This is a genomic window from Plantibacter flavus, from assembly GCF_900177615.1.
GTDB classification, from domain to species: domain Bacteria; phylum Actinomycetota; class Actinomycetes; order Actinomycetales; family Microbacteriaceae; genus Plantibacter; species Plantibacter flavus.
Genome location: NZ_FXAP01000001.1, coordinates 857053 through 878133 on the forward strand (window position 1 = coordinate 857053; position 21081 = coordinate 878133).

General features: G+C 69.3%; 16 protein-coding genes. 14 read left to right on the top strand and 2 right to left on the bottom strand.

What is annotated here, in order from left to right:
* The first annotated feature begins 53 nt into the window (after positions 1–53).
* The 10 genes from B9Y95_RS04090 (at position 54) to holA (ending at position 14877) form a co-directional block, all read left to right on the top strand.
* Positions 54–1475, top strand: a complete 1422-nt coding sequence (locus tag B9Y95_RS04090; protein WP_079003899.1) for a cytochrome ubiquinol oxidase subunit I — start codon at positions 54–56, stop codon at positions 1473–1475.
* Positions 1476–1484: 9 nt separating this feature from the next.
* Positions 1485–2489, top strand: a complete 1005-nt coding sequence (gene cydB / locus B9Y95_RS04095; protein ID WP_064295578.1) for a cytochrome d ubiquinol oxidase subunit II — start codon at positions 1485–1487, stop codon at positions 2487–2489.
* Positions 2490–2498: 9 nt separating this feature from the next.
* Entirely contained in the window at positions 2499–4205 is a 1707-nt protein-coding gene (cydD, locus tag B9Y95_RS04100) for a thiol reductant ABC exporter subunit CydD (RefSeq protein ID WP_085510708.1), read from the top strand.
* Positions 4198–5868: a thiol reductant ABC exporter subunit CydC gene (gene cydC, locus B9Y95_RS04105; protein ID WP_085510709.1), complete on the top strand. Its 1671-nt coding sequence runs from the start codon at positions 4198–4200 to the stop codon at positions 5866–5868. The genes cydD and cydC overlap by 8 nt, the downstream gene beginning before the upstream one ends.
* Complete coding sequence (gene pabB / locus B9Y95_RS04110) at positions 5868–7220, top strand: aminodeoxychorismate synthase component I (protein WP_085510710.1); 1353 nt, start codon at positions 5868–5870, stop codon at positions 7218–7220. Before cydC ends, pabB begins: the two co-directional genes overlap by 1 nt.
* Positions 7221–7336: 116 nt before the next feature.
* Positions 7337–9898 (top strand): leucine--tRNA ligase, encoded by a 2562-nt coding sequence (leuS, locus tag B9Y95_RS04115; protein WP_085510711.1) that lies wholly within the window; start codon positions 7337–7339, stop codon positions 9896–9898.
* A gap of 152 nt (positions 9899–10050) precedes the next feature.
* Entirely contained in the window at positions 10051–10470 is a 420-nt protein-coding gene (locus B9Y95_RS04120; protein WP_143736322.1) for a hypothetical protein, read from the top strand.
* 164 nt (positions 10471–10634) lie between these two features.
* Positions 10635–11336 (top strand): ComEA family DNA-binding protein, encoded by a 702-nt coding sequence (locus B9Y95_RS04125; protein ID WP_085510713.1) that lies wholly within the window; start codon positions 10635–10637, stop codon positions 11334–11336.
* Positions 11337–11383: 47 nt separating this feature from the next.
* Positions 11384–13756, top strand: coding sequence for a ComEC/Rec2 family competence protein (locus B9Y95_RS04130; protein WP_085510714.1), 2373 nt, complete (start codon positions 11384–11386; stop codon positions 13754–13756).
* A gap of 65 nt (positions 13757–13821) precedes the next feature.
* Positions 13822–14877, top strand: a complete 1056-nt coding sequence (holA, locus tag B9Y95_RS04135) for a DNA polymerase III subunit delta (RefSeq protein WP_071260815.1) — start codon at positions 13822–13824, stop codon at positions 14875–14877.
* Between the two features lie 119 nt (positions 14878–14996).
* Here holA and rpsT read toward each other — a convergent pair whose 3' ends face one another.
* Entirely contained in the window at positions 14997–15257 is a 261-nt protein-coding gene (rpsT, locus tag B9Y95_RS04140) for a 30S ribosomal protein S20 (protein ID WP_064295571.1), read from the bottom strand.
* 219 nt (positions 15258–15476) lie between these two features.
* On the opposite strand from rpsT, the gene lepA reads away from it, so the two are divergent.
* From lepA to hemW, 3 genes are read left to right on the top strand one after another with little or no spacing between them, the layout of a single operon-like run.
* Positions 15477–17327 (top strand): translation elongation factor 4, encoded by a 1851-nt coding sequence (gene lepA, locus B9Y95_RS04145; RefSeq protein WP_079705746.1) that lies wholly within the window; start codon positions 15477–15479, stop codon positions 17325–17327.
* Positions 17324–17968, top strand: a complete 645-nt coding sequence (locus B9Y95_RS04150) for a DUF1990 family protein (RefSeq protein ID WP_085510715.1) — start codon at positions 17324–17326, stop codon at positions 17966–17968. The genes lepA and B9Y95_RS04150 overlap by 4 nt, the downstream gene beginning before the upstream one ends.
* Positions 17969–17978: 10 nt before the next feature.
* Positions 17979–19205 carry a radical SAM family heme chaperone HemW gene (hemW, locus tag B9Y95_RS04155; RefSeq protein ID WP_085510716.1) on the top strand — a complete coding sequence of 409 codons (1227 nt, stop codon included), beginning with the start codon at positions 17979–17981 and terminating at the stop codon, positions 19203–19205.
* Between the two features lie 66 nt (positions 19206–19271).
* Here the strand turns inward: hemW and B9Y95_RS20970 are convergent, their stop codons facing one another.
* Positions 19272–19829 carry a DUF4870 domain-containing protein gene (locus tag B9Y95_RS20970; RefSeq protein ID WP_234993956.1) on the bottom strand — a complete coding sequence of 186 codons (558 nt, stop codon included), beginning with the start codon at positions 19827–19829 and terminating at the stop codon, positions 19272–19274.
* Positions 19830–20045: 216 nt separating this feature from the next.
* Between B9Y95_RS20970 and hrcA the strand changes: the two genes are divergently transcribed.
* Positions 20046–21068 carry a heat-inducible transcriptional repressor HrcA gene (gene hrcA / locus B9Y95_RS04165; protein WP_085510717.1) on the top strand — a complete coding sequence of 341 codons (1023 nt, stop codon included), beginning with the start codon at positions 20046–20048 and terminating at the stop codon, positions 21066–21068.
* Positions 21069–21081 lie beyond the last annotated feature (13 nt).

Consider the following 21081-nt stretch of genomic DNA (forward strand, 5'->3'; position numbering starts at 1 on the left):
GGGCCGCACCTGCGCCGCCTTCCCTGGATGCCGCGAAAAATGGAGTGATCATCGTGAACGATCTTCTCGACCCGTTACTGCTGTCCCGATGGCAGTTCGGCCTCACCACCGTCTACCACTTCATCTTCGTGCCGCTCACCATCGGCATGGCGGTGACGGTCGCCGGGTTCCAGACCGCCTGGGTCCGGACTGGCAAGCTGCACTACCTGCAGCTCACGCGGTTCTTCGGGAAGATCTTCCTCATCAACTTCGCCATGGGCGTCGTGACGGGCATCGTCCAGGAGTTCCAGTTCGGCATGAACTGGTCCACCTACTCCAGGTTCGTCGGCGACGTCTTCGGCGCACCACTGGCACTCGAGGGCCTGCTCGCGTTCTTCCTCGAGGCGACGTTCATCGGACTCTGGATCTTCGGCTGGGACAAGCTGTCACCGAAGCTCCACCTCGCCACCATCTGGATCGTGGCGCTCGGCACCGTGCTGTCGGCCTACTTCATCATCGCGGCGAACGCCTTCATGCAGAACCCGGTCGCCTTCCGGATCAACGAGGAGCGAGGCCGCGCCGAGCTCACGAACATCTGGGAGCTGCTGACCAACAAGGTCGCCCTGGCCGCCTTCCCGCACACGATCTTCGCGTGCTTCATGGTCTCCGCAGCCGTCATCATCACCGCTGCGGCCTGGCACCTCGCCCGGGGCCAGCACGTCGAGGCGATGCGCCCGGCGCTCAAGGTCGGTGCGTGGAGCATGCTCCTCGCGGGTGGAGCCACCATGCTCGCCGGCGACCAGCTCAGCCTCGCCATGGTCGAGACCCAGCCGATGAAGATGGCGGCTGCGGAGGCGATGTACAACACGGCGAGTGGTGCCGACGCCTCGTTCTCGATCTTCACCCTCGGCACGCCCGACGGCGTCCACGAGCTCTTCTCGATCCGCATCCCGTACCTGCTGTCGTTCCTCTCGACCCACACCTTCGACGGCACGGTTGAGGGCATCAACGACCTGCAGGCGCAGTACACCCAGCTCTACGGCCCGGGCGACTACTCGCCCGTCATCTGGGTCACCTACTGGGCGTTCCGCTGGATGATCGGCCTCGGCCTCGCCTCGATGCTCGTCGCGGCCGCCGGTCTCTGGTTCACCCGCAAGGGCCGCGAGCCGAAGCGCTGGATGTGGCGCGTCGCGGTCTGGGCCGTCCCGATGCCGTTCCTCGCCATGACCATGGGCTGGGTCTTCACCGAGATGGGCCGCCAGCCGTGGATCGTCTTCAGCCTGTTGAAGACGGAGGACGCGGTCTCGCCGAACACCACCGGCCTCGACGTCCTGATCTCGTTGATCGCCTTCACCGTCGTCTACGGATCGCTGCTCGTCGTCGAGTTCGGTCTCCTGAAGAAGACGATCAAGGCCGGGCCTGACCCGATCGAGCTGTCCGAACCCGACGAGGACGGCGTGCAGAAGCCCGCCGCCCCCGCGACCACGGTCTACTAGGAGCGCATCATGGACCTCACGATTCTCTGGTTCTGGATCATCGCCGCACTGTTCGTCGGCTACTTCGTCCTCGACGGCTTCGACTTCGGCGTCGGCATGACGATCCCCTTCCTCGGGAAGGACGAGACCGACCGCCGGATGCTCATCAACACCATCGGGCCGGTCTGGGACCTCAACGAGACCTGGCTGATCGTCGCCGGGGCGAGCCTCTTCGCCGCCTTCCCCGAGTGGTACGCGACCTTGTTCAGCGGCTTCTACCTCCCGCTGCTGTTCATCCTGCTCGCGCTCATCATCAGAGGGGTGTCGTTCGAGTACCGGCACCAGCGGCCGGAAGCCTCCTGGAAACGGCGCTTCGACCTCATGATCATCGTGGGCTCGGCCCTGCCTGCCTTCCTCTGGGGCGTCGCCTTCGCGAACATCGTCCAGGGCGTCCCGCTCGATGCCGACCACAACTTCACCGGCACGCTCTTCACCCTGCTCAACCCGTACGGCATCCTCGGCGGTCTCACGACGCTCGTGCTCTTCTTCGCCCACGGAGCCGTGTTCGCCTCGCTGAAGACCGAGGGCGACATCCGCGAGCGCGCCCGCCGCCTCGCGAGCCGCGCCGGGCTCGTCGCCATCCTGCTCGCCGCGTCATTCCTCGGGTGGACCGTCCTGGCGCACTTCTCGCTCCCGGTGTTGATCCTCGCCGCCATCGCCGCGGTCTCGCTCATCAGCGCCTGGTTCGCGAACAGCCGAGGGCTGGAAGGCCGTGCGTTCGCGCTCATGGCCGTGACCGTCGCGGCGGCCGTGCTCACCCTGTTCACCGCGCTCTTCCCAGCGGTGATGCCGGCGAGCAACGACCCGGCGAACAGCCTGACGATCGCGAACGCCTCCTCGACGGAGTACACCCTCACGGTGATGTCGTGGACCGCCCTGATCTTCCTGCCGCTGATCCTCGCCTACCAGGGATGGACGTACTGGGTGTTCCGCAAGCGCATCACGCGGAAGCACATCGAAGCCGCCGCGCACTAATCTGTCATCGTGCGCCCCCTCGATCCGCGACTGCTCCGCTACGCCCGCGGAGCCCGGTCGATCCTCGGACTCGGCGCGGTCATCGCGCTCGTCCAGACCTCCTGCACGCTCGGGTTCGCCTGGTTCGTCGCCCAGCTCGTGTCCCGGTCGATCGCGGGGGATCCGGTCGAGGAGCTCCTGCCGTCGCTCTGGCTGCTGATCGGCATCGTGGTGCTGCGTGCCGGGACCGTCCTGGCATCCGACTCGGTGAACGCCCGTGGCTCCGCGATCGTCCGCAGTCAGTTGCGGCGGGCCCTCGCCGGCGCGTTCGAGACGCTCGGGCCGGGGTGGGTCTCGCGTCGGAGCTCCGCCGCACTGACGACCGTGGCGGGCCGCGGGCTCGACGCCCTGGACGCGTACTTCGGTCGCTATGTCCCGCAGCTCATCCTCACGGCGATCGCCATGCCGATCATCGCGGCGGTGATCTTCATCCAGGACCCGCTCAGCGGCATCACCGTGATCGTGACGCTCCCGCTCATCCCCGTCTTCATGATCCTCATCGGATTCGCGACCCAGGCGGTGCAGCGGCGGCAGTGGGAGACCCTGGCCCATCTGTCGCGCGGGTTCCTGGAGCTCGTCGCGGGCATGGCGACCCTCAAGCTGTTCGGTCGGCAGCACCGGCAGGTGCGGCGGATCCGAACCGTCACCGAGGAGTACCGCGTCGAGACCATGAAGGTCCTGCGGTTCTCGTTCGTGAGCGGCTTCGCCCTCGAACTGCTGTCGAGTCTCGCCGTCGCCGTGGTCGCGGTCGGCATCGGCCTCCGGCTCCTCGACGGCTCGCTCCTCCTCGGAACGGGTCTCTTCGTCCTGATCCTGGCCCCGGAGGCCTTCCTGCCACTGCGGAACGTCGGTGCGAACTACCACGCGGCCGCGGAAGGGGTCACCGCCGCCGACGAGGTCTTCGAGATCCTCGACGAAGCGAAGGCCGTGCGCGAATCGCCGTCGGCTCCTCATCAGGTCGGCGATTCGGCAACGGTCGGCGACTCCGCTCGCCGGACGTCTGGCCTGGTACTCGACGGTCTCGGCGTGCAGTACGACGAGCTGCGGGTGCTGGACGACCTCGACGCGACGTTCCCGGCCGGCGTGGTGACGGCTGTCGTCGGCGCCAGCGGAGCCGGGAAGACGAGCATGGCGTCGGCGATCCTCGGATTCGTGGACGCCACCGGATCGATCCTGCACGACGGCGGACGCGTGCCGCCCACGCCCGGCGGACGACGCTGGCTGTCGTGGGCGCCGCAGCGTCCGGTCCTCATCGCGGGGACGGTCGGCAGCAACGTCGCGCTGGGCGACGACGCCCCTGACGAGGCGCTCATCGTCGAGGCGTTGTCGGCACTCGGGCTGTCCGCGCTGCCGCTCGGACACCCCATCGGCGCGGTCGGCGACGGCGTGAGCGGTGGGCAGGCGCAACGGATCGCGATCGCCAGGGCCCTGTACCGACTGCGGCGCACCCCGGCGGATGCCGGAACGCCGGTGCTGCTGCTCGACGAACCGAGCTCGGCGCTCGACGCCGCGTCCGAGGCGCTCGTCATCGACGCCGCGCGCGACGCCGCTCGGTCCGGGGCGGCCGTCATCGTCATCACCCACCGACCGTCGATCGTCGAACACGCGGATGCCGTGCTCGAGATCCGTCTGCGGTCGGAACGCGTCCAGGGCGACGAGGTGATGCTCCATGGATGAGCGCGTCCGACAGATCATCCGGCTGGCGCAGCCGCCGGCTCGCCGCTTCGTCCCTGGACTCCTGGCCGGGATCCTCTCCGCGGGGGCCGCCGTCGCCCTCCTCGCTTCGAGCGCGTTCCTCATCACGAAGGCAGCCGAGCAGCCCTCGATCGTCGAGCTGGGTGTCGCCGTCGTCGGGGTGCGCGCGTTCGCGCTGGCCCGGGCGTCCTTCCGCTACCTCGAACGCCTGCTCAGCCACGATGCTGCATTCCGTCAATTGGCGCAGCTGCGCGCCGGCATGATCGAACGCGTCATCCCGGTGGCTCCCGACGGACTGCAGCTGACCGGCCGGGGCGACCTCCTCACCCGCCTGGTGACCGATGTGGACGAGCTGCAGAACGTGCCGTTGCGGGTCGTCCAACCGCTGGTGGTCTCGGGTGTCGTCGCCGGAGCCTCCGTCATCCTCACGACCGCGCTGCTCCCGGCCGCCGGGATCGCGCTCGCGGTCTGCCTCGTCGCGGCGTTCCTCGTCTCGTGGTTGCTCGTGAGCCGGGTGGCGGCCCGCGCTGAACGCGAACTCGCGCCGCTGCGCGGTGCGCTGTCGGAGGCCCTGCTCGAACTCGTGACCGGTCTCGACGTGCTGACGGCCTACGGCGCGGTCGACGCTGCGCGGGCACGGATCGAACATGCCGACGCGGCGCTCACGCGCGCGATGGTGCGGCGGGCGGCGGGCGCCGGGATTGCCGGCGCCGTCCTCTCCCTGGCTTCCGGGGCGTCCGTCGTCGCGGCGCTGTGGGCAGGCATGCCGGCCTTGGGAACGATCGGCGGCCCGGCGCTCACCGTGATCGTCCTCGTCCCGCTCGCCGTGTTCGAGGTCTGCGCGATGGTGCCGCTCGCGTTCGGGGCCTGGCGGGAAGCGGTCGCGAGTGCCGAGCGTGTGGCGGACGCGGTCCCGAGCGAGCGCCCACGCGAGATCCCGGACGAGGACACCGGCAGCATCCTCACGCCGACCTTCGACGGCGTCATGCTCGAGGCGGAGCACCTCAGCGCACGGTGGCCCGGGAGTACGGCGGCGGCGCTCGCACCGATCAGCTTCCGGCTGTCGGCCGGCGACCGGCTGCTCGTCGAAGGTGACAGCGGAGCCGGGAAGACCACCCTGGCGCACGCCCTCGTCCGCTTCCTCGAGTACGAGGGTGGGTACCGCGTCGGCGGTGTCGAGGCACGCGACCTCCGCCCGGATACGCTGCGCGAGTCGGTCGGGCTCGTCGAGCAGCGTCCGTTCCTCTTCGACGCCGACATCCGCCAGAACCTCCTCTTCGCCAGGGACACGGCCGACGATGCTGAGCTCAAGGCCGTACTGGAGCGGGTCGGGCTCTCGTCCTGGCTCGCCGAACGCGGCGGACTCGACCGCCCGGTGGGGGAGCACGGCGCGCTCGTCTCCGGGGGGCAGGCGCAACGCATCGCCCTCGCCCGTGCGCTCCTCCGCGAGTTCCCCGTGCTCGTGCTCGACGAGCCGACCGCCAACGTCGATCCCGAGCGCGCGACCGCCCTGCTCGAGGACCTGCTCGGTGTCGCGGGATCCGAGGGTCGTGCGGTCATCGTGATCTCGCACACGCCGGTTCCCGACAGCCTCGTGACCGGTCGCCTCCGGATCGTCGCGCCGCCGATCGCGGCCGTCGGCTGATGCGATCCACCGGAGCACGCCGGCAGGTCGTCCTCCCGGCCTGGTCCGAACCGGAGGACGTGTACCGACGGGTGTTCGCTGACGAGCCCTGGGCGGCCTGGTTGGATTCGGGCCAGGGCGCCCGGACCGGCGTCAGCCTCATCGGACGCGGGACGGAACGCCTCGTGGCGGACGTCCAGCTCGGCACGGTGGAGCGCGTCACCCCGGTCGCTGCCTCGTTCGACCGGACGACGATCCTCGACGCCCTCCGCGCCGTGCGCGCGGAGGACGGCCCGGGTGATTGGGTCGGGTGGTTCGGCTACGAGTCGGGGGCAGGGCTCGTCGGCGTTCCGGCACACGCGGCCGCCTCCCCGGATGCGCTCTTCCTGCGCCTCGACGACCAGGTGCGGTTCGACCATGCGGCGCGGACGGTCACGGTCTCGTCGGACGATCCCGACTGGATCGCGGCGGTCGTCGAGCGGCTCAGCACGGCGGCCGAGCCTCCCCCCGTGGCCGAGGCGGCCGGCGGGGTCTGCGCGCCCCGTCACAGCGATGCCGCATACGTGCGGCTCGTCGAGCGGTGCCAGGAGCACATCACCCGTGGGGACGCCTACCAGCTGTGCCTGACGAACCACCTGCACGTCGACGGCGTCCACGACCCGCTCGCGACCTATCTGCGGCTGCGCAGGACGAGTCCCACGCACCACGGAGGCTTCCTCCGGTTCGGTTCGATCAGTCTCGCGAGCGCGTCACCGGAGCAGTTCCTCGAGGTCTCGGCCGACGGCCGCGTCAGGACGAAGCCGATCAAGGGGACCCGGCCGAGAGGTGCCGATCCCGAGGAGGACGCCCGTCAGCGCGCTGATCTGCTCGCGAGTCCCAAGGAGCGCGCGGAGAACCTCATGATCGTCGATCTGATGCGGAACGACCTCTCCAGAGTCTGCGAGCTGGGTTCCGTGGCGGTCACGGCGCTCCATCACGTCGAGAGCTACCCGCAGGTGCACCAACTCGTCAGCACCGTCGAAGGACGGTTGCGCGCAGGGCTGGACGCGCTCGACGTCGTCGAGGTCGCGTTCCCGGCCGGATCGATGACCGGGGCCCCGAAACGCCGGGCGATGGAGCTGCTGTACGACCTCGAAGGGGGACCGCGCGGGGTGTACGCCGGCGCCTTCGGCCTGCTGTCCGCGGACGGATCGATGGACCTCGCCATGGTCATCCGCTCGATCGTGATCGATCCGCAGGGTGCGTCGATCGGCACGGGTGGTGGCATCACGGCGCTGTCCGACGCCCGGGAGGAGCTCGAGGAGACGTGGACCAAGGCGGCGGCCCCGCTGGCGGCACTCGGCGTCGGACGTCCGCCTGCCGAATCCCGGTAGGCTTGACCGTTGGACGGAGCGCCGTCGTGCGCTCCAGCCCGTCCATCCTGCGGCCGAGCGCCGTGCGAGCAACCCACGGGATTCCACCCCCAGCACCTGCAGTGATTGAGAGTGACGTGTCAGACGAGCGCAACACCGACGACCGCCGAGACGGCGAGCGGTACGACTTCCAGGCTATCCAGGAGAAGTGGCTTCCCGTCTGGGACGAGCTGAAGCCCTTCGCGGCAGGCGACCCTGCCGACAAACGTCCGCGCAAGTACGTGCTCGATATGTTCCCGTACCCCTCGGGCGACCTGCACATGGGTCACGCCGAGGCGTTCGGTTTCGGCGACATCGTCGCGCGGTACTGGCGTCACCAGGGTTTCAACGTCCTGCACCCGATCGGCTGGGACTCGTTCGGTCTCCCCGCCGAGAACGCGGCCATCCAGCGCGGTGTCGACCCGCGCGAGTGGACCTACGCGAACATCGCGCAGCAGAAGGCCAGCTTCCGTCAGTACGGCCCCTCGTTCGACTGGGACCGCGAACTCCACACGAGCGACCCCGAGTACTACCGGTGGAACCAGTGGCTGTTCCTCCAGCTGTTCGAGAAGGGCCTCGCGTACCGCAAGGCGAGCCCCGTCAACTGGTGCCCGAACGACCAGACCGTGCTCGCGAACGAGCAGGTCGTCGACGGACACTGCGAGCGCTGCGGCGCCGAGGTGACGAAGAAGAAGCTCACCCAGTGGTACTTCCGCATCACCGACTACGCGGACCGCCTGATCGACGACCTCAACCAGCTGGAGGGCACCTGGCCGGCCAAGGTCCTCAGCATGCAGCGGAACTGGATCGGTCGATCCAACGGCGCGGACGTCTCGTTCTCCATCGAGGGTCGTGCCGAGCCGGTCTCCGTGTACACGACCCGCCCCGACACGCTGTACGGCGTGACGTTCATGGTCGTGGCGCCCGACTCCGAGCTCGCAGCCGAGCTCGTCGCCGACACCTCCGACGAGGTCAAGGGTCGCTTCCAGGCCTACCTCGACAGCGTGAAGGGTGAGAGCGAGATCGCGCGGCTCGCGACCGACCGCCAGAAGACCGGCGTGTTCCTCGAGCGCTACGCGATCAACCCGCTGAGCGGTGAGCGCCTGCCGATCTGGGCGGCCGACTACGTCCTGGCCGACTACGGTCACGGGGCGATCATGGCGGTTCCCGCGCACGACCAGCGCGACCTCGACTTCGCGCGGGCGTTCGACCTGCCCGTGCGCGTCGTGGTGGACACCACGCAGCCCGTCACCGGTGCCATCCCGATCATCGTCGACGGTGAGCTGCCGGAGGACCTCCCGTCGATCGATCCTGCCAAGACGGGTGTCGCGCTGACCGGCGACGGTCGCCTGACGAACTCCGGCCCCTTCGACGGCCTGAGCAAGGCGAACGCGATCCCGAAGGTCACGGCTGCGCTCGCATCGAGCGGCCTCGGCGCGAAGACGAAGAACTACCGCCTCCGCGACTGGCTCATCTCGCGACAGCGTTACTGGGGCACGCCGATCCCGATCATCCACTGCGACGCCTGTGGCGAGGTACCGGTCCCCGAGGACCAGCTCCCCGTGCGGCTGCCGGATGCTGCGGGTCTCGACCTGCGTCCGAAGGGTATGAGCCCGCTCGCAGCGGCTGAGGACTGGATCAACGTGGACTGCCCCTCGTGCGGGAAGCCTGCGAAGCGGGACTCCGACACGATGGACACCTTCGTCGACAGCTCGTGGTACTTCCTCCGGTTCCTGAACCCGACCTCCGACGAGATCGCGTTCGACCCGAAGGAGGCCGACAAGTGGGCCCCGGTCGACCAGTACGTCGGCGGTGTCGAGCACGCGATCCTGCACCTGCTCTACTCGCGGTTCATCACGAAGGTCCTGTTCGACCTCGGCAAGGTCGGCTTCACCGAGCCCTTCAGCGCGCTCCTCAACCAGGGCATGGTCATCCTCGACGGTTCGAAGATGAGCAAGAGCAAGGGCAACCTGGTGGAGTTCGCCCAGGAGCTGCGGTCGTACGGCGCCGACGCCCTGCGCGTCACGATGGCGTTCGCCGGTCCTCCGGAGGACGACATCGACTGGGCGGACGTCTCGCCTGCCGGGTCGGCAAAGTTCCTGGCTCGCGCCTGGCGGGTCGCGCACGACGTCACCAGCTCGCCCGACGTCGCTTGGAAAGACGGCGACGAGAAGCTGCGGAAGGTCACGCATCACTTCCTCGCGGAGGCTCCCGGCCTCATCGAGGCGGGCAAGTTCAACGTCGTCGTGGCACGGCTCATGGAACTCGTCAACGCGACGCGGAAGGCGATCGACGCCGGGCCCGGCGCGGGCGACCCCGCCGTGCGCGAGTCCGCCGAGGTGACGGCCATGGCGCTCGACCTCTTCGCACCGTTCACCGCCGAGGACATGTGGGCCAAGCTCGGCTACCAGCCGTCGATCTCGCTGGTGCCGTGGCGGAAGGCCGACCGGTCGCTGTTGGTCGAGGACCAGGTGACCGCGGTCGTCCAGGTCGACGGCAAGGTCCGCGACCGGCTCGAGGTGTCGCCGAAGATCTCCGGCGAGGAGCTCGAGCAGCTCGCACGCGCGAGTGCGGCTGTGCAGCGTTCCGTGGGCGACCGCGAGATCGTCAACGTCGTGGTGCGTGCACCGCGCGTGGTGAGCATCGCCACGAAGGGTTGATGCGGTTCGGGGCGGGCCCGGTGGCCCGTCCCGAACACGCTCGGAGCGCTCGGGGACGACCATCGAGTCGGACCCCGTGTCCCATCCGACGGCAGGGGGTTCTCGGATCGCGTCCCGCCCGGTTGCCTGTGCTTGCTCGGTAGCATGACCGGGTGACCGCTCTCGCCCCAGCAGTACGAACGCTCCGCGTGTTCCAGATCCTGTGGGTGATCGGCTTCCTGATCGGAACGACCACGCACACGGCGGATCTGATCCTCGGCGGGTCGGACGTCTACGGCGGCTTCCCGCCCGGCGTCCGGCTGTTCTGGGTGACGCTCACGGTCTTGGACCCCATCACCGCTGTGCTGATCATGCTTCGACGGCGCGCCGGAATCGTGCTCGGCATCGCGGTGATCGTCGCAGACATCGCGGTGAACTGGACCGTCTTCGTTCTGCTCGGCGGACTCTCGTGGTTCGGCGTCATCAATCAGAGCCTGTTCGCGGTGCTCATCCTCGCCACGGCTCGCCCCCTGTGGATCTGGTTCGGGCGATCTTCGACGCGAGAGCGGGCCGAGCCAGCCAGAGCGGCTTGATCACCCTCGATCGGAAGGCGACCGGTCAACAACAAGGCGCTCGTTCAGCTGACTGATCCTGCATCCCACGTGAACGCGCTTCACAGGGGCGGACGCGGTGCGTTCAGCGCCTGTGACGACGGTGAGCGTGTGGTTCGGGGCGTCCGGGCTCGTAGCGTTCGAGGATGACCATCGAACCGGAACCCACGTCCCGCCCGGTACCGTCCAGGCGTTCGTCGACGCGCCGTCTGCTCGGTGAGCTACCGCGCCCAGAGTTCCGTGCCGGCGCCGTCGTCGTGTTGGTGATCGCGGCGCTCGTGGTCGCCATCCTCGTCTCGCTGTTCAGCTCAGGCGGGGCGGTGCGGACCATCGGTGGGGCGGAGTTGTCGGCTGACGGGAGTCCCGTGCCTGTCGCGACACCGGGAGCGACCGCACCCGCCGGCGCGGCGACGGGGGAGCTGTTCATCCACGTGCTCGGAGCGGTCGCGGCCCCTGGTGTCTACCGGCTGCCGGAGGGGTCACGGGCGTTCGATGCGGTGGCATCCGCCGGCGGCCTCCTGCCGGAAGCGGACACCAGTGCAGTGAACCTCGCACGGTTCGTGAACGACGGCGAGCAGCTATACGTCCCTGTGGTCGGCGAGGTGCCAACTGGTGGAGGCGCGAACGGGTCGGCTGCCGGGAGTCCGTCCGGCTCGCAGCTCGTCAACGTGAACACGGCGTCCGCGGCCGAACTCACCGCACTCCCACGGATCGGAGAGGCCCTGGCCGCACGCATCGTCGCCTGGCGGGAGGCGAACGGCCCGTTCGCCACCCTCGACGACCTCAGCGCGGTCGAAGGCATCGGCGCGAAGACCCTCGAGGGGCTTCGCGCGGCGGCGACGGTGTGACCACAGACGCGGCCACCGGACCGAGATCCGGGCGAGGTGAGAGCGCGATGCGGTTCCCACGTCTGCTCATCCCGGCGGCGGTCACCTGGGTCGGTGCGGCCGTCTGCAGCGCGGCTCCAACGCTGGCCTGGGTTGGGGTACTGGTCGCGTTCCTCGTTGCCTCCGCCTGCCTCGGGTGCAGCACGGTCGTCCGGCGTCGCCGTGTGGAGCTTCGCCTGGGGGAGCGTCGCACAGGGTCTGTCGTCGTCACGACGCTCTTGCTCTGCGCGTGCTCCGCGGCGCTGTTCGGCATGGTCGCCGCGTCGATCGGCGCACGCGCGCCTGACCGGCAGCCGGAGGCCCTGCAAGCGCTCGGGAACGCTCCCGTGCATGCCGAGGTCGCGGTGACCGGTGACGCGGTCCCTACCGGTTCGGTCACGGCTGAACCCACGGTTCGGTTCGCAGCTGACCTTGTGACGGTCTCGGACGACGGGGGAGCCCTCGAGGGCCTCTCGGTCCCGGTCCTCGTCTTCGCGCCGGTGCCGGCCGGTCGTGCGCCGAGGATCGGCGAGCGCTGGCACGTCGGCGGCCCCCTCCGATGGAACGCGCCGGGTGATGCGCGGGCAGCGCTGCTGTTCGCACGGGAGGAACCCGAGCTGCTGGGGGAGCCGCCGGCGATCCTGGACTGGTCGGCCTCGCTTCGTTCCGGCCTCGTCGGGCTCGCGTCCACCTTGCCCGGACCGGGCGGGGAACTGCTGCCCGGCCTCGCGATCGGCGACGTCAGCCAGGTGAGTGACGCGGTCACGGAGTCGATGCAGCGCAGTTCACTCTCGCATCTGACGGCCGTGTCGGGCGCGAACTGTGCGGTCATCGTGTGGCTCGTCAGCACCGCGGTCGCGGCACTCGGCGGTGGACGGAAGCTCAGGATCTCGGGCGCCCTGTTGTGTCTCGTCGCCTTCGTGGTCCTCGTGACGCCCCAACCGAGCGTGCAACGGGCGGCGCTCATGGCGGCCTTCGTCCTGGTGATGGGCGGCTTCGGGCGGCCGATCAGGGGCCTCGCCGCGCTGTCGTTGGCGGTGGTCGTCCTCCTCGTCGCCGACCCCTGGCTGGCCGGGCAGTACGGGTTCGGGCTCTCGGTGCTCGCCACCAGCGGTCTGCTGCTCCTGAGTGGACCCCTCACGGACCTGCTGGGCAGGTGGCTGCCGCGAGGGATCGCGGCCCTCATCGCGATCCCGGCAGCCGCCCAGCTCGCCTGCCAGCCGATGCTCGTCCTCCTCGACCCCGCGATCCAGCTCGGCGGCGTCCCCGCGAATCTGCTCGCAGGTCCTGCCGCCGCGCCCGCGACCATGCTCGGGCTGCTCGCCTGCCTGCTCGTCCCGTTCGCACCCCAACTCGCGCTGCTCGTCGCATGGCTCGGTTGGGTGCCCGCGACGTGGATCGCCGCAGTGGCCCGGTGGTTCGAGGGCGTTCCTGCTGCGAGGGTGCCGTGGCCGGAGGGGCCGCTCGGCGTCGTGCTCGTCACCGTGCCGACGGCCCTGATCGCCACGCTCCTGCTGTTCGGTCGGGACCTGCCCTCGAGGTGGTCGAGGACGATCGGGGTGGCGGTTGTCGTGGCGCTCGTGGCACTGTGCGGTCGGGCGGTCGGGGACGGACTCGGTCCGGCCCTCAATCGGCCGGGCGACTGGGTCGTGGCCGCCTGCGACGTCGGTCAGGGCGACGCGGTCCTCCTGCGACAGGGCGCCGCCATCGCCTTGGTCGACGTCGGGCCCGACCCCGAACCGCTCCGCGCGTGCTTGGACGAACTCGGGGTGTCCCGCATCGAGCTGCTCGTCCTCACCCATTACGACCTCGACCACGTCGGAGGCCTCGACGCGGTCGTCGGCAGGGTCGACGAGGTGCTGCTCGGGCCGGTCGACGACCCGGAGGACGAGCGCATCGCCCGAGTGCTCCGAGCGGCCGGTGCCGAGGTGCGACAGGCCGGCGCCGGGGACGAGGGGGTGCTGGGGGATCCGGAGAGCGCGGCGCGGTGGCGCGTCCTGTGGCCGGACCCCGCGGCAGATGGCGTCGAACCGGGGAACGACGCGAGCGTGGTGGTCCGGTTCGACCTCCTCGCCGCATCGGTGCTGCTGCTCGGCGACCTCGGTGAGCAAGCACAGGACCGGCTGCTCGGACGGCACGCGCTCGGGGATCCGGTCGACATCGTCAAGGTGTCGCATCACGGTTCCGCCGATCAGAGCGATCGCTTGGCGCGCCGGGTGGGCGCGACGGTGGCGCTCGTCTCCGTCGGGGCCGACAACGGCTACGGGCATCCGACGCGCTCAGCGCTCGAGTTCTACGAGGCCACCGGGGCCGAGGTCCTCCGCACGGACGAGTCGGGGATCATCGTCCTCGGCCCGGGCGACGGCGGCGGGTTCCGCGTGTGGTCGGAACGTGGCGGGTGAGCCGCCGACCGCCCCGCCTGGTGTCGGCGGTCGCCGGTAGACTCGGACGGTCGAGAGGAGCCGCTGTGGCTGCACCACGTTCCGCCGGTCGCGGCAAGGCCAAGACGGCGGCCAAGGCCTCGGCGGCGATCCCGCAGCTCGGCTGGTCCGAGATCCGCCCGGCGCCGATCGTGTTGGTGTCCGGCACGGAGTCCTTCCTCGCCGACCGGGCGATCCGCCGACTTCGCGACTTCCTCGTCTCCGAAGACCCCTCGCTCGAGGTCAACGATGTCGCCGCCGACAGCTACGCCCCGGGCGAGCTGCTCACGGTCGCGAGCCCGTCGCTCTTCGGTGAGCCCCGGCTCGTCCGCGTCAGCCAGGTCGAGAAGTGCTCCGATCAGTTCCTCACCGAAGCCATCCGGTACCTCGAAGCACCGCCGGAGGGCGCCTACCTCGTGCTGCGGCACAACGGAGGCGTGCGCGGCAAGAAGTTGCTCGACGCCATCCGCTCGGGCACCGGTGGCGGTGTCGAGATCGTCTGCACCGAACTCAAGCGGGACAGCGACAAGGCCGACTTCGCCGCGGCGGAGTTCAAGACCGCGGGTCGTCGCATCACGCCCCAGGCGCTCCGGGCACTCGTCGGCGCCTTCTCCGACGACCTCGCCGAGCTCGCAGCCGCGTGCAGTCAGCTCATGGCCGACGCGTCGGAGGAGATCACCGAACAGACGGTCAACAAGTACTACGGCGGTCGACTCGAGACGAGTGCGTTCGACGTCGCCGACGCCGCGATCGCCGGACGACATGGGGAAGCGCTGCTCGCCCTGCGGCAAGCGCTCGACTCCGGTGCCGACCCCGTGCCGATCGTCGCCGCCTTCGCGATGAAGATCCGCACGATGGCCAAGGTGTCGTCGGCGCGCGGCGGGTCCGGGCAGATCGCGCAGCAGTTCGGCCTCGCACCGTGGCAGGTCGACCGCGCCCGTCGGGACCTGTCCGGCTGGACGGACGCCGGCATCGGCCGTGTGGTGCAGATGCTCGCCGAGACCGACGCCGGAGTGAAGGGCGCGAGCCGCGACCCGGTGTTCGCGCTCGAGCGGCTCGTCGGCGTCATCGCGGCACGCGGGGTCGATCTGTCGGAGCGGTAGCCGGCCGAGCGGGCCGTGGTGGCGGGCGGGATGCCCTTCGACAAGCTCAGGAACCGAGCGGGCAACGCGAAAGGCCCCGCACGTTCCGAGGAACGCCGGGGCCTTGCAGCTGGTGTCGCTTAGAGCGCGTTGACCTGCTTGGCGATGGCCGACTTGCGGTTCGCTGCCTGGTTCTCGTGGATGACGCCCTTGCTCACGGCCTTGTCGAGCTTCTTCGAGGCGAGCTTGAGTGCGGACTCGGCCTGGGCCTTGTCGCCGGCGACGACGGCCTCACGGGTTGCGCGGATGGCGGTCTTCAGCTGGCTCTTGACGGCCTTGTTGCGCTCGTTGGCCTTCTTGTTGGTGCCGATGCGCTTGATCTGCGACTTGATGTTTGCCACGTTGGGTCAACTTTCGGTTCGAGGAAATGATGTTCGGTGCCGTCGGACGGAAGAGGGCGTCTTCAAGCGAGTTCTCGTGTGGTCTCAACTCACACGCAAGCCAACAGGCAACATTACCAGTCGGGCTGAGTTCTGGCAATCCAGGGTACCGCAGCACGGGTGCTCCCCGCCGTGGGACAATGAGGGTTGCCCGATTCCACCCCTGACCCCGAGGAACGCGTGAGCCCCCAAGCAGTGAAGGCCCTCGAGCCGGCATCGACCGACCCGGCGTTCATCCGGAACTTCTGCATCATCGCCCACATCGACCACGGCAAGTCGACCCTGGCGGACCGCATGCTGCAGATCACCGGCGTCGTCTCGGACCGCGACATGCGGGCGCAGTACCTCGACCGCATGGACATCGAGCGCGAGCGCGGCATCACCATCAAGAGCCAGGCCGTGCGCATGCCGTGGTCGCTCAACGGCGAGACCTTCGCGCTCAACATGATCGACACCCCCGGGCACGTCGACTTCACCTACGAGGTCTCGCGGTCGCTCGCCGCGTGCGAGGGCGCGATCCTCCTCGTCGACGCCGCACAGGGTATCGAGGCGCAGACGCTCGCGAACCTCTACCTCGCGCTCGAGAACGACCTCGAGATCATCCCGGTGCTCAACAAGATCGACCTCCCGGCGGCCGACCCCGACAAGTACGCGAAGGAGCTCGCGAGCCTCATCGGCGGCAAGCCCGAAGACGTCCTGCGGGTGTCCGGCAAGACCGGTATGGGTGTCGAGGAACTCCTCGACCGCGTCGTCGGGCGCATCCCGAACCCCGTGGGCGACCCGGACGCACCCACGCGCGCCATGATCTTCGACTCCGTCTACGACACCTACCGTGGCGTCGTCACCTACGTCCGCATGATCGACGGCCAGCTGAGTCCGCGTGAGCGTATCCAGATGATGTCGACGCGCGCGGTGCACGACCTCCTCGAGATCGGCGTCAGCTCGCCGGAACCGACGCCCACGAAGGGCCTCGGCGTCGGTGAGGTGGGCTACCTCATCACGGGTGTGAAGGACGTCCGGCAGTCGAAGGTCGGCGACACCGTCACGACCGCGGTGAAGCCGGCGACCGACGCACTCCCGGGTTACACCGACCCGAAGCCGATGGTCTTCTCCGGTCTGTACCCGATCGACGGCAGCGACTACCCGATCCTCCGCGACGCGCTCGACAAGCTGAAGCTCTCCGATGCCTCGCTCAACTACGAGCCGGAGACCTCCGTCGCCCTCGGATTCGGCTTCCGCGTCGGCTTCCTCGGCCTGCTCCACCTCGAGATCGTGACCGAGCGGTTGCAGCGCGAGTTCGACCTCGACCTCATCGCCACGGCACCGTCGGTCACCTACGAGGTGAAGACGGAGGACAAGCAGGTCGTCACCGTCACGAACCCGAGCGAGTTCCCCTCCGGCAAGATCCTCGAGGTGTCGGAGCCGATGGTCAAGGTGGGCATCCTCGCCCCCAAGGACTACGTGGGCACCATCATGGAGCTCTGCCAGAGCCGTCGAGGTGCGCTGCTCGGCATGGAGTACCTCGGCGAGGACCGCGTCGAACTGCGGTACACGATGCCGCTCGGTGAGATCGTCTTCGACTTCTTCGACCATCTGAAGAGCCGTACGCAGGGGTACGCGTCGCTCGACTACGAGCCCTCCGGCCAGCAGGCAGCCGACCTCGTGAAGGTCGACATCCTGCTGCAGGGCGACCAGGTCGACGCGTTCAGCGCCATCGTCCACCGCGAGAAGGCGTACGCCTACGGTGTGCTCATGACCGAGCGCCTGAAGAAGCTCATCCCGCGCCAGCAGTTCGAGGTGCCGATCCAGGCCGCCATCGGTGCGCGGATCATCGCCCGCGAGTCGGTCCGTGCCATGCGCAAGGACGTCCTGGCCAAGTGCTACGGCGGTGACATCACCCGCAAGCGCAAGCTCCTCGAGAAGCAGAAGGAGGGCAAGAAGCGGATGAAGATGGTCGGCAAGGTCGAGGTGCCTCAGGAGGCGTTCATCGCAGCGCTCTCCGGGGACGTGGAGACGAAGGACAAGAAGTGAACGCACGACGCAGTTCATTCGAGGACGAAGCGGTCGACTACGCGGCCGTCGGTGCCACCCAGCGGACCGACCTCCTGCAGTACCCGCCGGAGGGCTACGTGCCGTCGGAGGACGCGTTCCGCCTCGGAAGCGGCGAGGAGCGGTTCGCCCTCGCGAGCAGCGCCCTCCTCACCTGGGGGCTGCACCGCTCGAGCGGCGTGGAGATCTCCGAGGTGCACCCCGGCACGGGTGTGCAGTACGGCGGCATCGCGTTCGCCGAGGACGGTACACCGCTGGAACCCATCGAGACGCACGAGGAGCAGCGCTTCGCCGAGGACGGTACACCGTTCATCACGCCGGGCACGACGGTCGTCTTCGCCGGCACCGTCGGTGGGGAACCGCTCGTCGGACCGCATCGCGTCATCTCCGTCACCGAGGAGCCGGGCCACGTGAGCCTCGCCATCGGCACGATGGAGGGCGATCCGGAGAGCGGCGAGCAGTCCTTCACGATCGAGCAGCGCGAGGACGACTCGGTCTGGATCGTCGTGCGCTCGTTCTTCCGCCCGACGAAGGGTGCGGCGAAGCTCGTCGGCTCCAAGCGTCGCCGCAAGACCATGAACGACGCCTACCTCCGCGCACTCCTGCCGTCGCGCGGCGTCTGAGCGACGGACCGTGCCGAGCGCCCTCCCACTCGCCGATCCGGCCCCGTCCGACGGACTCCTCCCGGAGACGGCGGCCGTTGGCGCCCACGAGCGCAACTTCGGGGTCTACCTGCACGTCCCGTTCTGCCGGGTCAGGTGCGGCTACTGCGATTTCAACACCTACACGGCGACCGAGCTCCGCGGCGCGAAGCAATCGGACTACGCCGACGAGGCGGTCGCGGAACTCCGCTTCGGCAAGTCCGTCCTGGCGTCATCGACCGTCCCCGATCGGCCGGTCTCGACCGTGTTCTTCGGAGGCGGGACGCCGACCCTCCTGCCCGCTGACGACCTGGTCCGGATGCTCCGTGGCGTGACGGACAACTTCGACCTCGCGCCCGGCGCCGAAGTGACGACCGAGGCGAACCCCGACTCCGTCGACGCCGCCTACCTCCGCACGCTCGCCGAAGCCGGATTCACCCGCGTGTCCTTCGGGATGCAGTCCGCGGTGCCGAGCGTGCTCGCCACCCTCGAGCGCACGCACGATCCGGCTCGGGTGCCGCTCGTCGTCCAGTGGGCTCGCGAGGCCGGCCTCGGCGTCAGCCTGGACCTCATCTACGGGACGCCGGGGGAGACCCTGGCAGACTGGCGCGTCTCGCTCGAGACGGCGATCGCCTGCGCGCCGGATCACGTGTCGGCTTATTCGCTCATCGTCGAACCCGGAACGAAACTCGCGCGCCAGATCCGCTCAGGCGTGGTGGGGACCCCCGACGAAGACCTGCAGGCCGACATGTACGAGCTCGCCGACGATCTCCTCACCGAGGCCGGCTACGGCTGGTACGAGGTCAGCAACTGGGCGACGGACGACAGGCACCGCTCCCGGCACAACCTCTCCTACTGGACCGGCGAGGACTGGTGGGGTGTCGGCCCGGGCTCGCACAGTCACGTCGGCGGGGTGCGCTGGTGGAACGTCAAGCACCCGGCGGCGTACGCCCAGCGGATCGCGGCGGGGGAGTCCCCGGCCGCCGGCCGGGAGACCCTGGACGACGAGACCCGGGAGCTCGAACGCATCCTGCTGCTCACCCGTACGCGGGACGGCATCCCGATCCGGACGCTCGCCCCCGAGGCTCGCACGGCGGTCGCCGGGCTCATCGCCGAGGAACTGGTCGACGCACGGCAGGCCCTGCTCGGACGGCTGGAGCTCACGCGCCGCGGACGGCTCCTCGCCGACGCGGTCGTCCGCCGCCTGGTCGGCGACTGATCCCGCCGGAGACATGCGACAGCCCCGCCCGGCGGACCGGACGGGGCTGTGGTCGTACTCGACGGATCAGGCCTTGATGAACTGGATCGTGAGCGGGTAGCTGTACAGCTCGCCCTTGTTCGCCTTGATCGCGGCGATGATGCTGAACACGATCACGACGACGTAGACGGCGATGATGATGAACAGACCCACGACGACGATCGTCAGGATCGAGCCGACCACGAGTGCGATCAGCATCGTCAGCTGGAAGTTCAGCGCGGTGAGCGTGTGCGCCTTGATGAACGGGCCGCGGTCCTTGAGGACCAGGTAGCCGATCAGCGGCGGGATGAATCCGAAGAAGATCCCACCGATGTGGATGAGCGTCGACCAGAGCTTCTCGTCCGACGGGCTCATGGGCTGAGCGGCGGCGTACGGCTGCTGGTACTGCGGGGCGCCTGCGGGCGGTGGCGGGTAGGAGCCGGCAGCGGGCGGCGGCGGCGCGTAGCCACCGGCGGGCGGGGGCGGGTAGGCGCCTGCGGGCGGCTGCTGCGGAGCTGCGGGAGGGGGCGTCGCGCCGTCTCCTGCAGGCGGAACCGACCCGCCCTTCGCTGGGTCGACGGGCGGCTGAGCGTTCGGATCGGACATCTTCGCACCTTTCACGGAGAGTGATATTCAATTGGTCCAGCTGAGCGTATCGCACCAGGTGTTGCTGATCAGGGACCCACGCCTGCGGCCAACGGTATTCCCGCGGCACGGGGCCGCGCAAGGGACCGCTGCGCGGGCGCCACGATATGATTGGCAGTCAGGGTCTTCGAGTGCTGATGGTCGGTGCTCCGAGGTGGATGACGGGAGGAGATCGAGATGGTGTCGGATCGCGGTCTCGAAGTGCTTCGCGTCATCGTGCAGGACTACGTCGCCTCGCGTGAGCCCGTCGGTTCCAAGACGATCGTCGACCGCCACTCCTTCGGCGTCTCCGCAGCCACCATCCGCAACGACATGGCGCAGCTCGAGGACGAAGAGCTCATCGCCGCCCCCCACACCTCCTCTGGCCGGGTGCCCACCGACAAGGGCTACCGGATGTTCGTCGACCACCTGGCCGATCGCCGTCCGCTGAACAACGCCCAACGGACGGCGATCGAGACCTTCCTCGGCGCGTCCGGCGACCTCGACGAGGTCCTGCACCGCACGGTGCGGCTGCTCTCGCAGCTGACGAACCAGGTCGCGCTCGTCCAGTACCCGATGTTCTCCCGGGCACGCGTCCGGCATCTCGAGTTGGTGAGCGTCACCCCGAACCGTGTGCTCGCGGTCATCATCCTCGACAACGGCCGCGTCGAGCAGCGGCTCATCGAGACGGAGAGCCCGGTCGACGACGACCTCATCTCGCGTCTCCGCTCGCTGTGCAACGAGGCGGTCGCAGGCCGTCCACTCCTCGACGCCCACGACGCGATCGGCGACGTCCCCGCCGACATCGCCGACCTCGACCGCGCGGCGGCCGTCCGCATCGTCGACGCGGTGCGCGAGCAGCTGTCGGCGCAGCGCCAGGACCGCCTCGTCATGGCCGGCGCCGCCAACCTCGCCCGCACTGAAGACGACTTCCCCGGCAGCATCTATCCGGTCCTGGACGCCATCGAGCAGCAGGTCGTGCTGCTCCGGCTCTTCGGCGAGATGGAGTCCGAGCGCGACAGCGTGGTCGCCAGCATCGGGCGGGAGAACGCGTCGTTCGGCCTCGAGACCACGAGTGTCCTCGCCGGGAACTACCGTTCCTCTGGTGGCGAAATCGCCCGGCTCGGCGTCCTCGGCCCCACGAGAATGGACTACGCGAGCAACATGGCTGCGGTCCGCGCCGTCGCCAGGTACCTCTCGCGCATCCTCGACGCCGAGTGACGCATCCTCGTCG

Bases quoted from the DNA above. Each gene is read 5' to 3' on its own strand.
- cydB (WP_064295578.1), top strand. From the start codon at position 1,485: ATGGACCTCACGATTCTCTGGTTCTGGATCATCGCCGCACTGTTCGTC.
- cydC (WP_085510709.1), top strand. From the start codon at position 4,198: ATGGATGAGCGCGTCCGACAGATCATCCGGCTGGCGCAGCCGCCGGCT.
- pabB (WP_085510710.1), top strand. From the start codon at position 5,868: ATGCGATCCACCGGAGCACGCCGGCAGGTCGTCCTCCCGGCCTGGTCC.
- B9Y95_RS04125 (WP_085510713.1), top strand. From the start codon at position 10,635: ATGACCATCGAACCGGAACCCACGTCCCGCCCGGTACCGTCCAGGCGT.
- B9Y95_RS04130 (WP_085510714.1), top strand. From the start codon at position 11,384: ATGCGGTTCCCACGTCTGCTCATCCCGGCGGCGGTCACCTGGGTCGGT.
- B9Y95_RS20970 (WP_234993956.1), bottom strand. From the start codon at position 19,829: ATGTCCGATCCGAACGCTCAGCCGCCCGTCGACCCAGCGAAGGGCGGG.
- hrcA (WP_085510717.1), top strand. From the start codon at position 20,046: ATGGTGTCGGATCGCGGTCTCGAAGTGCTTCGCGTCATCGTGCAGGAC.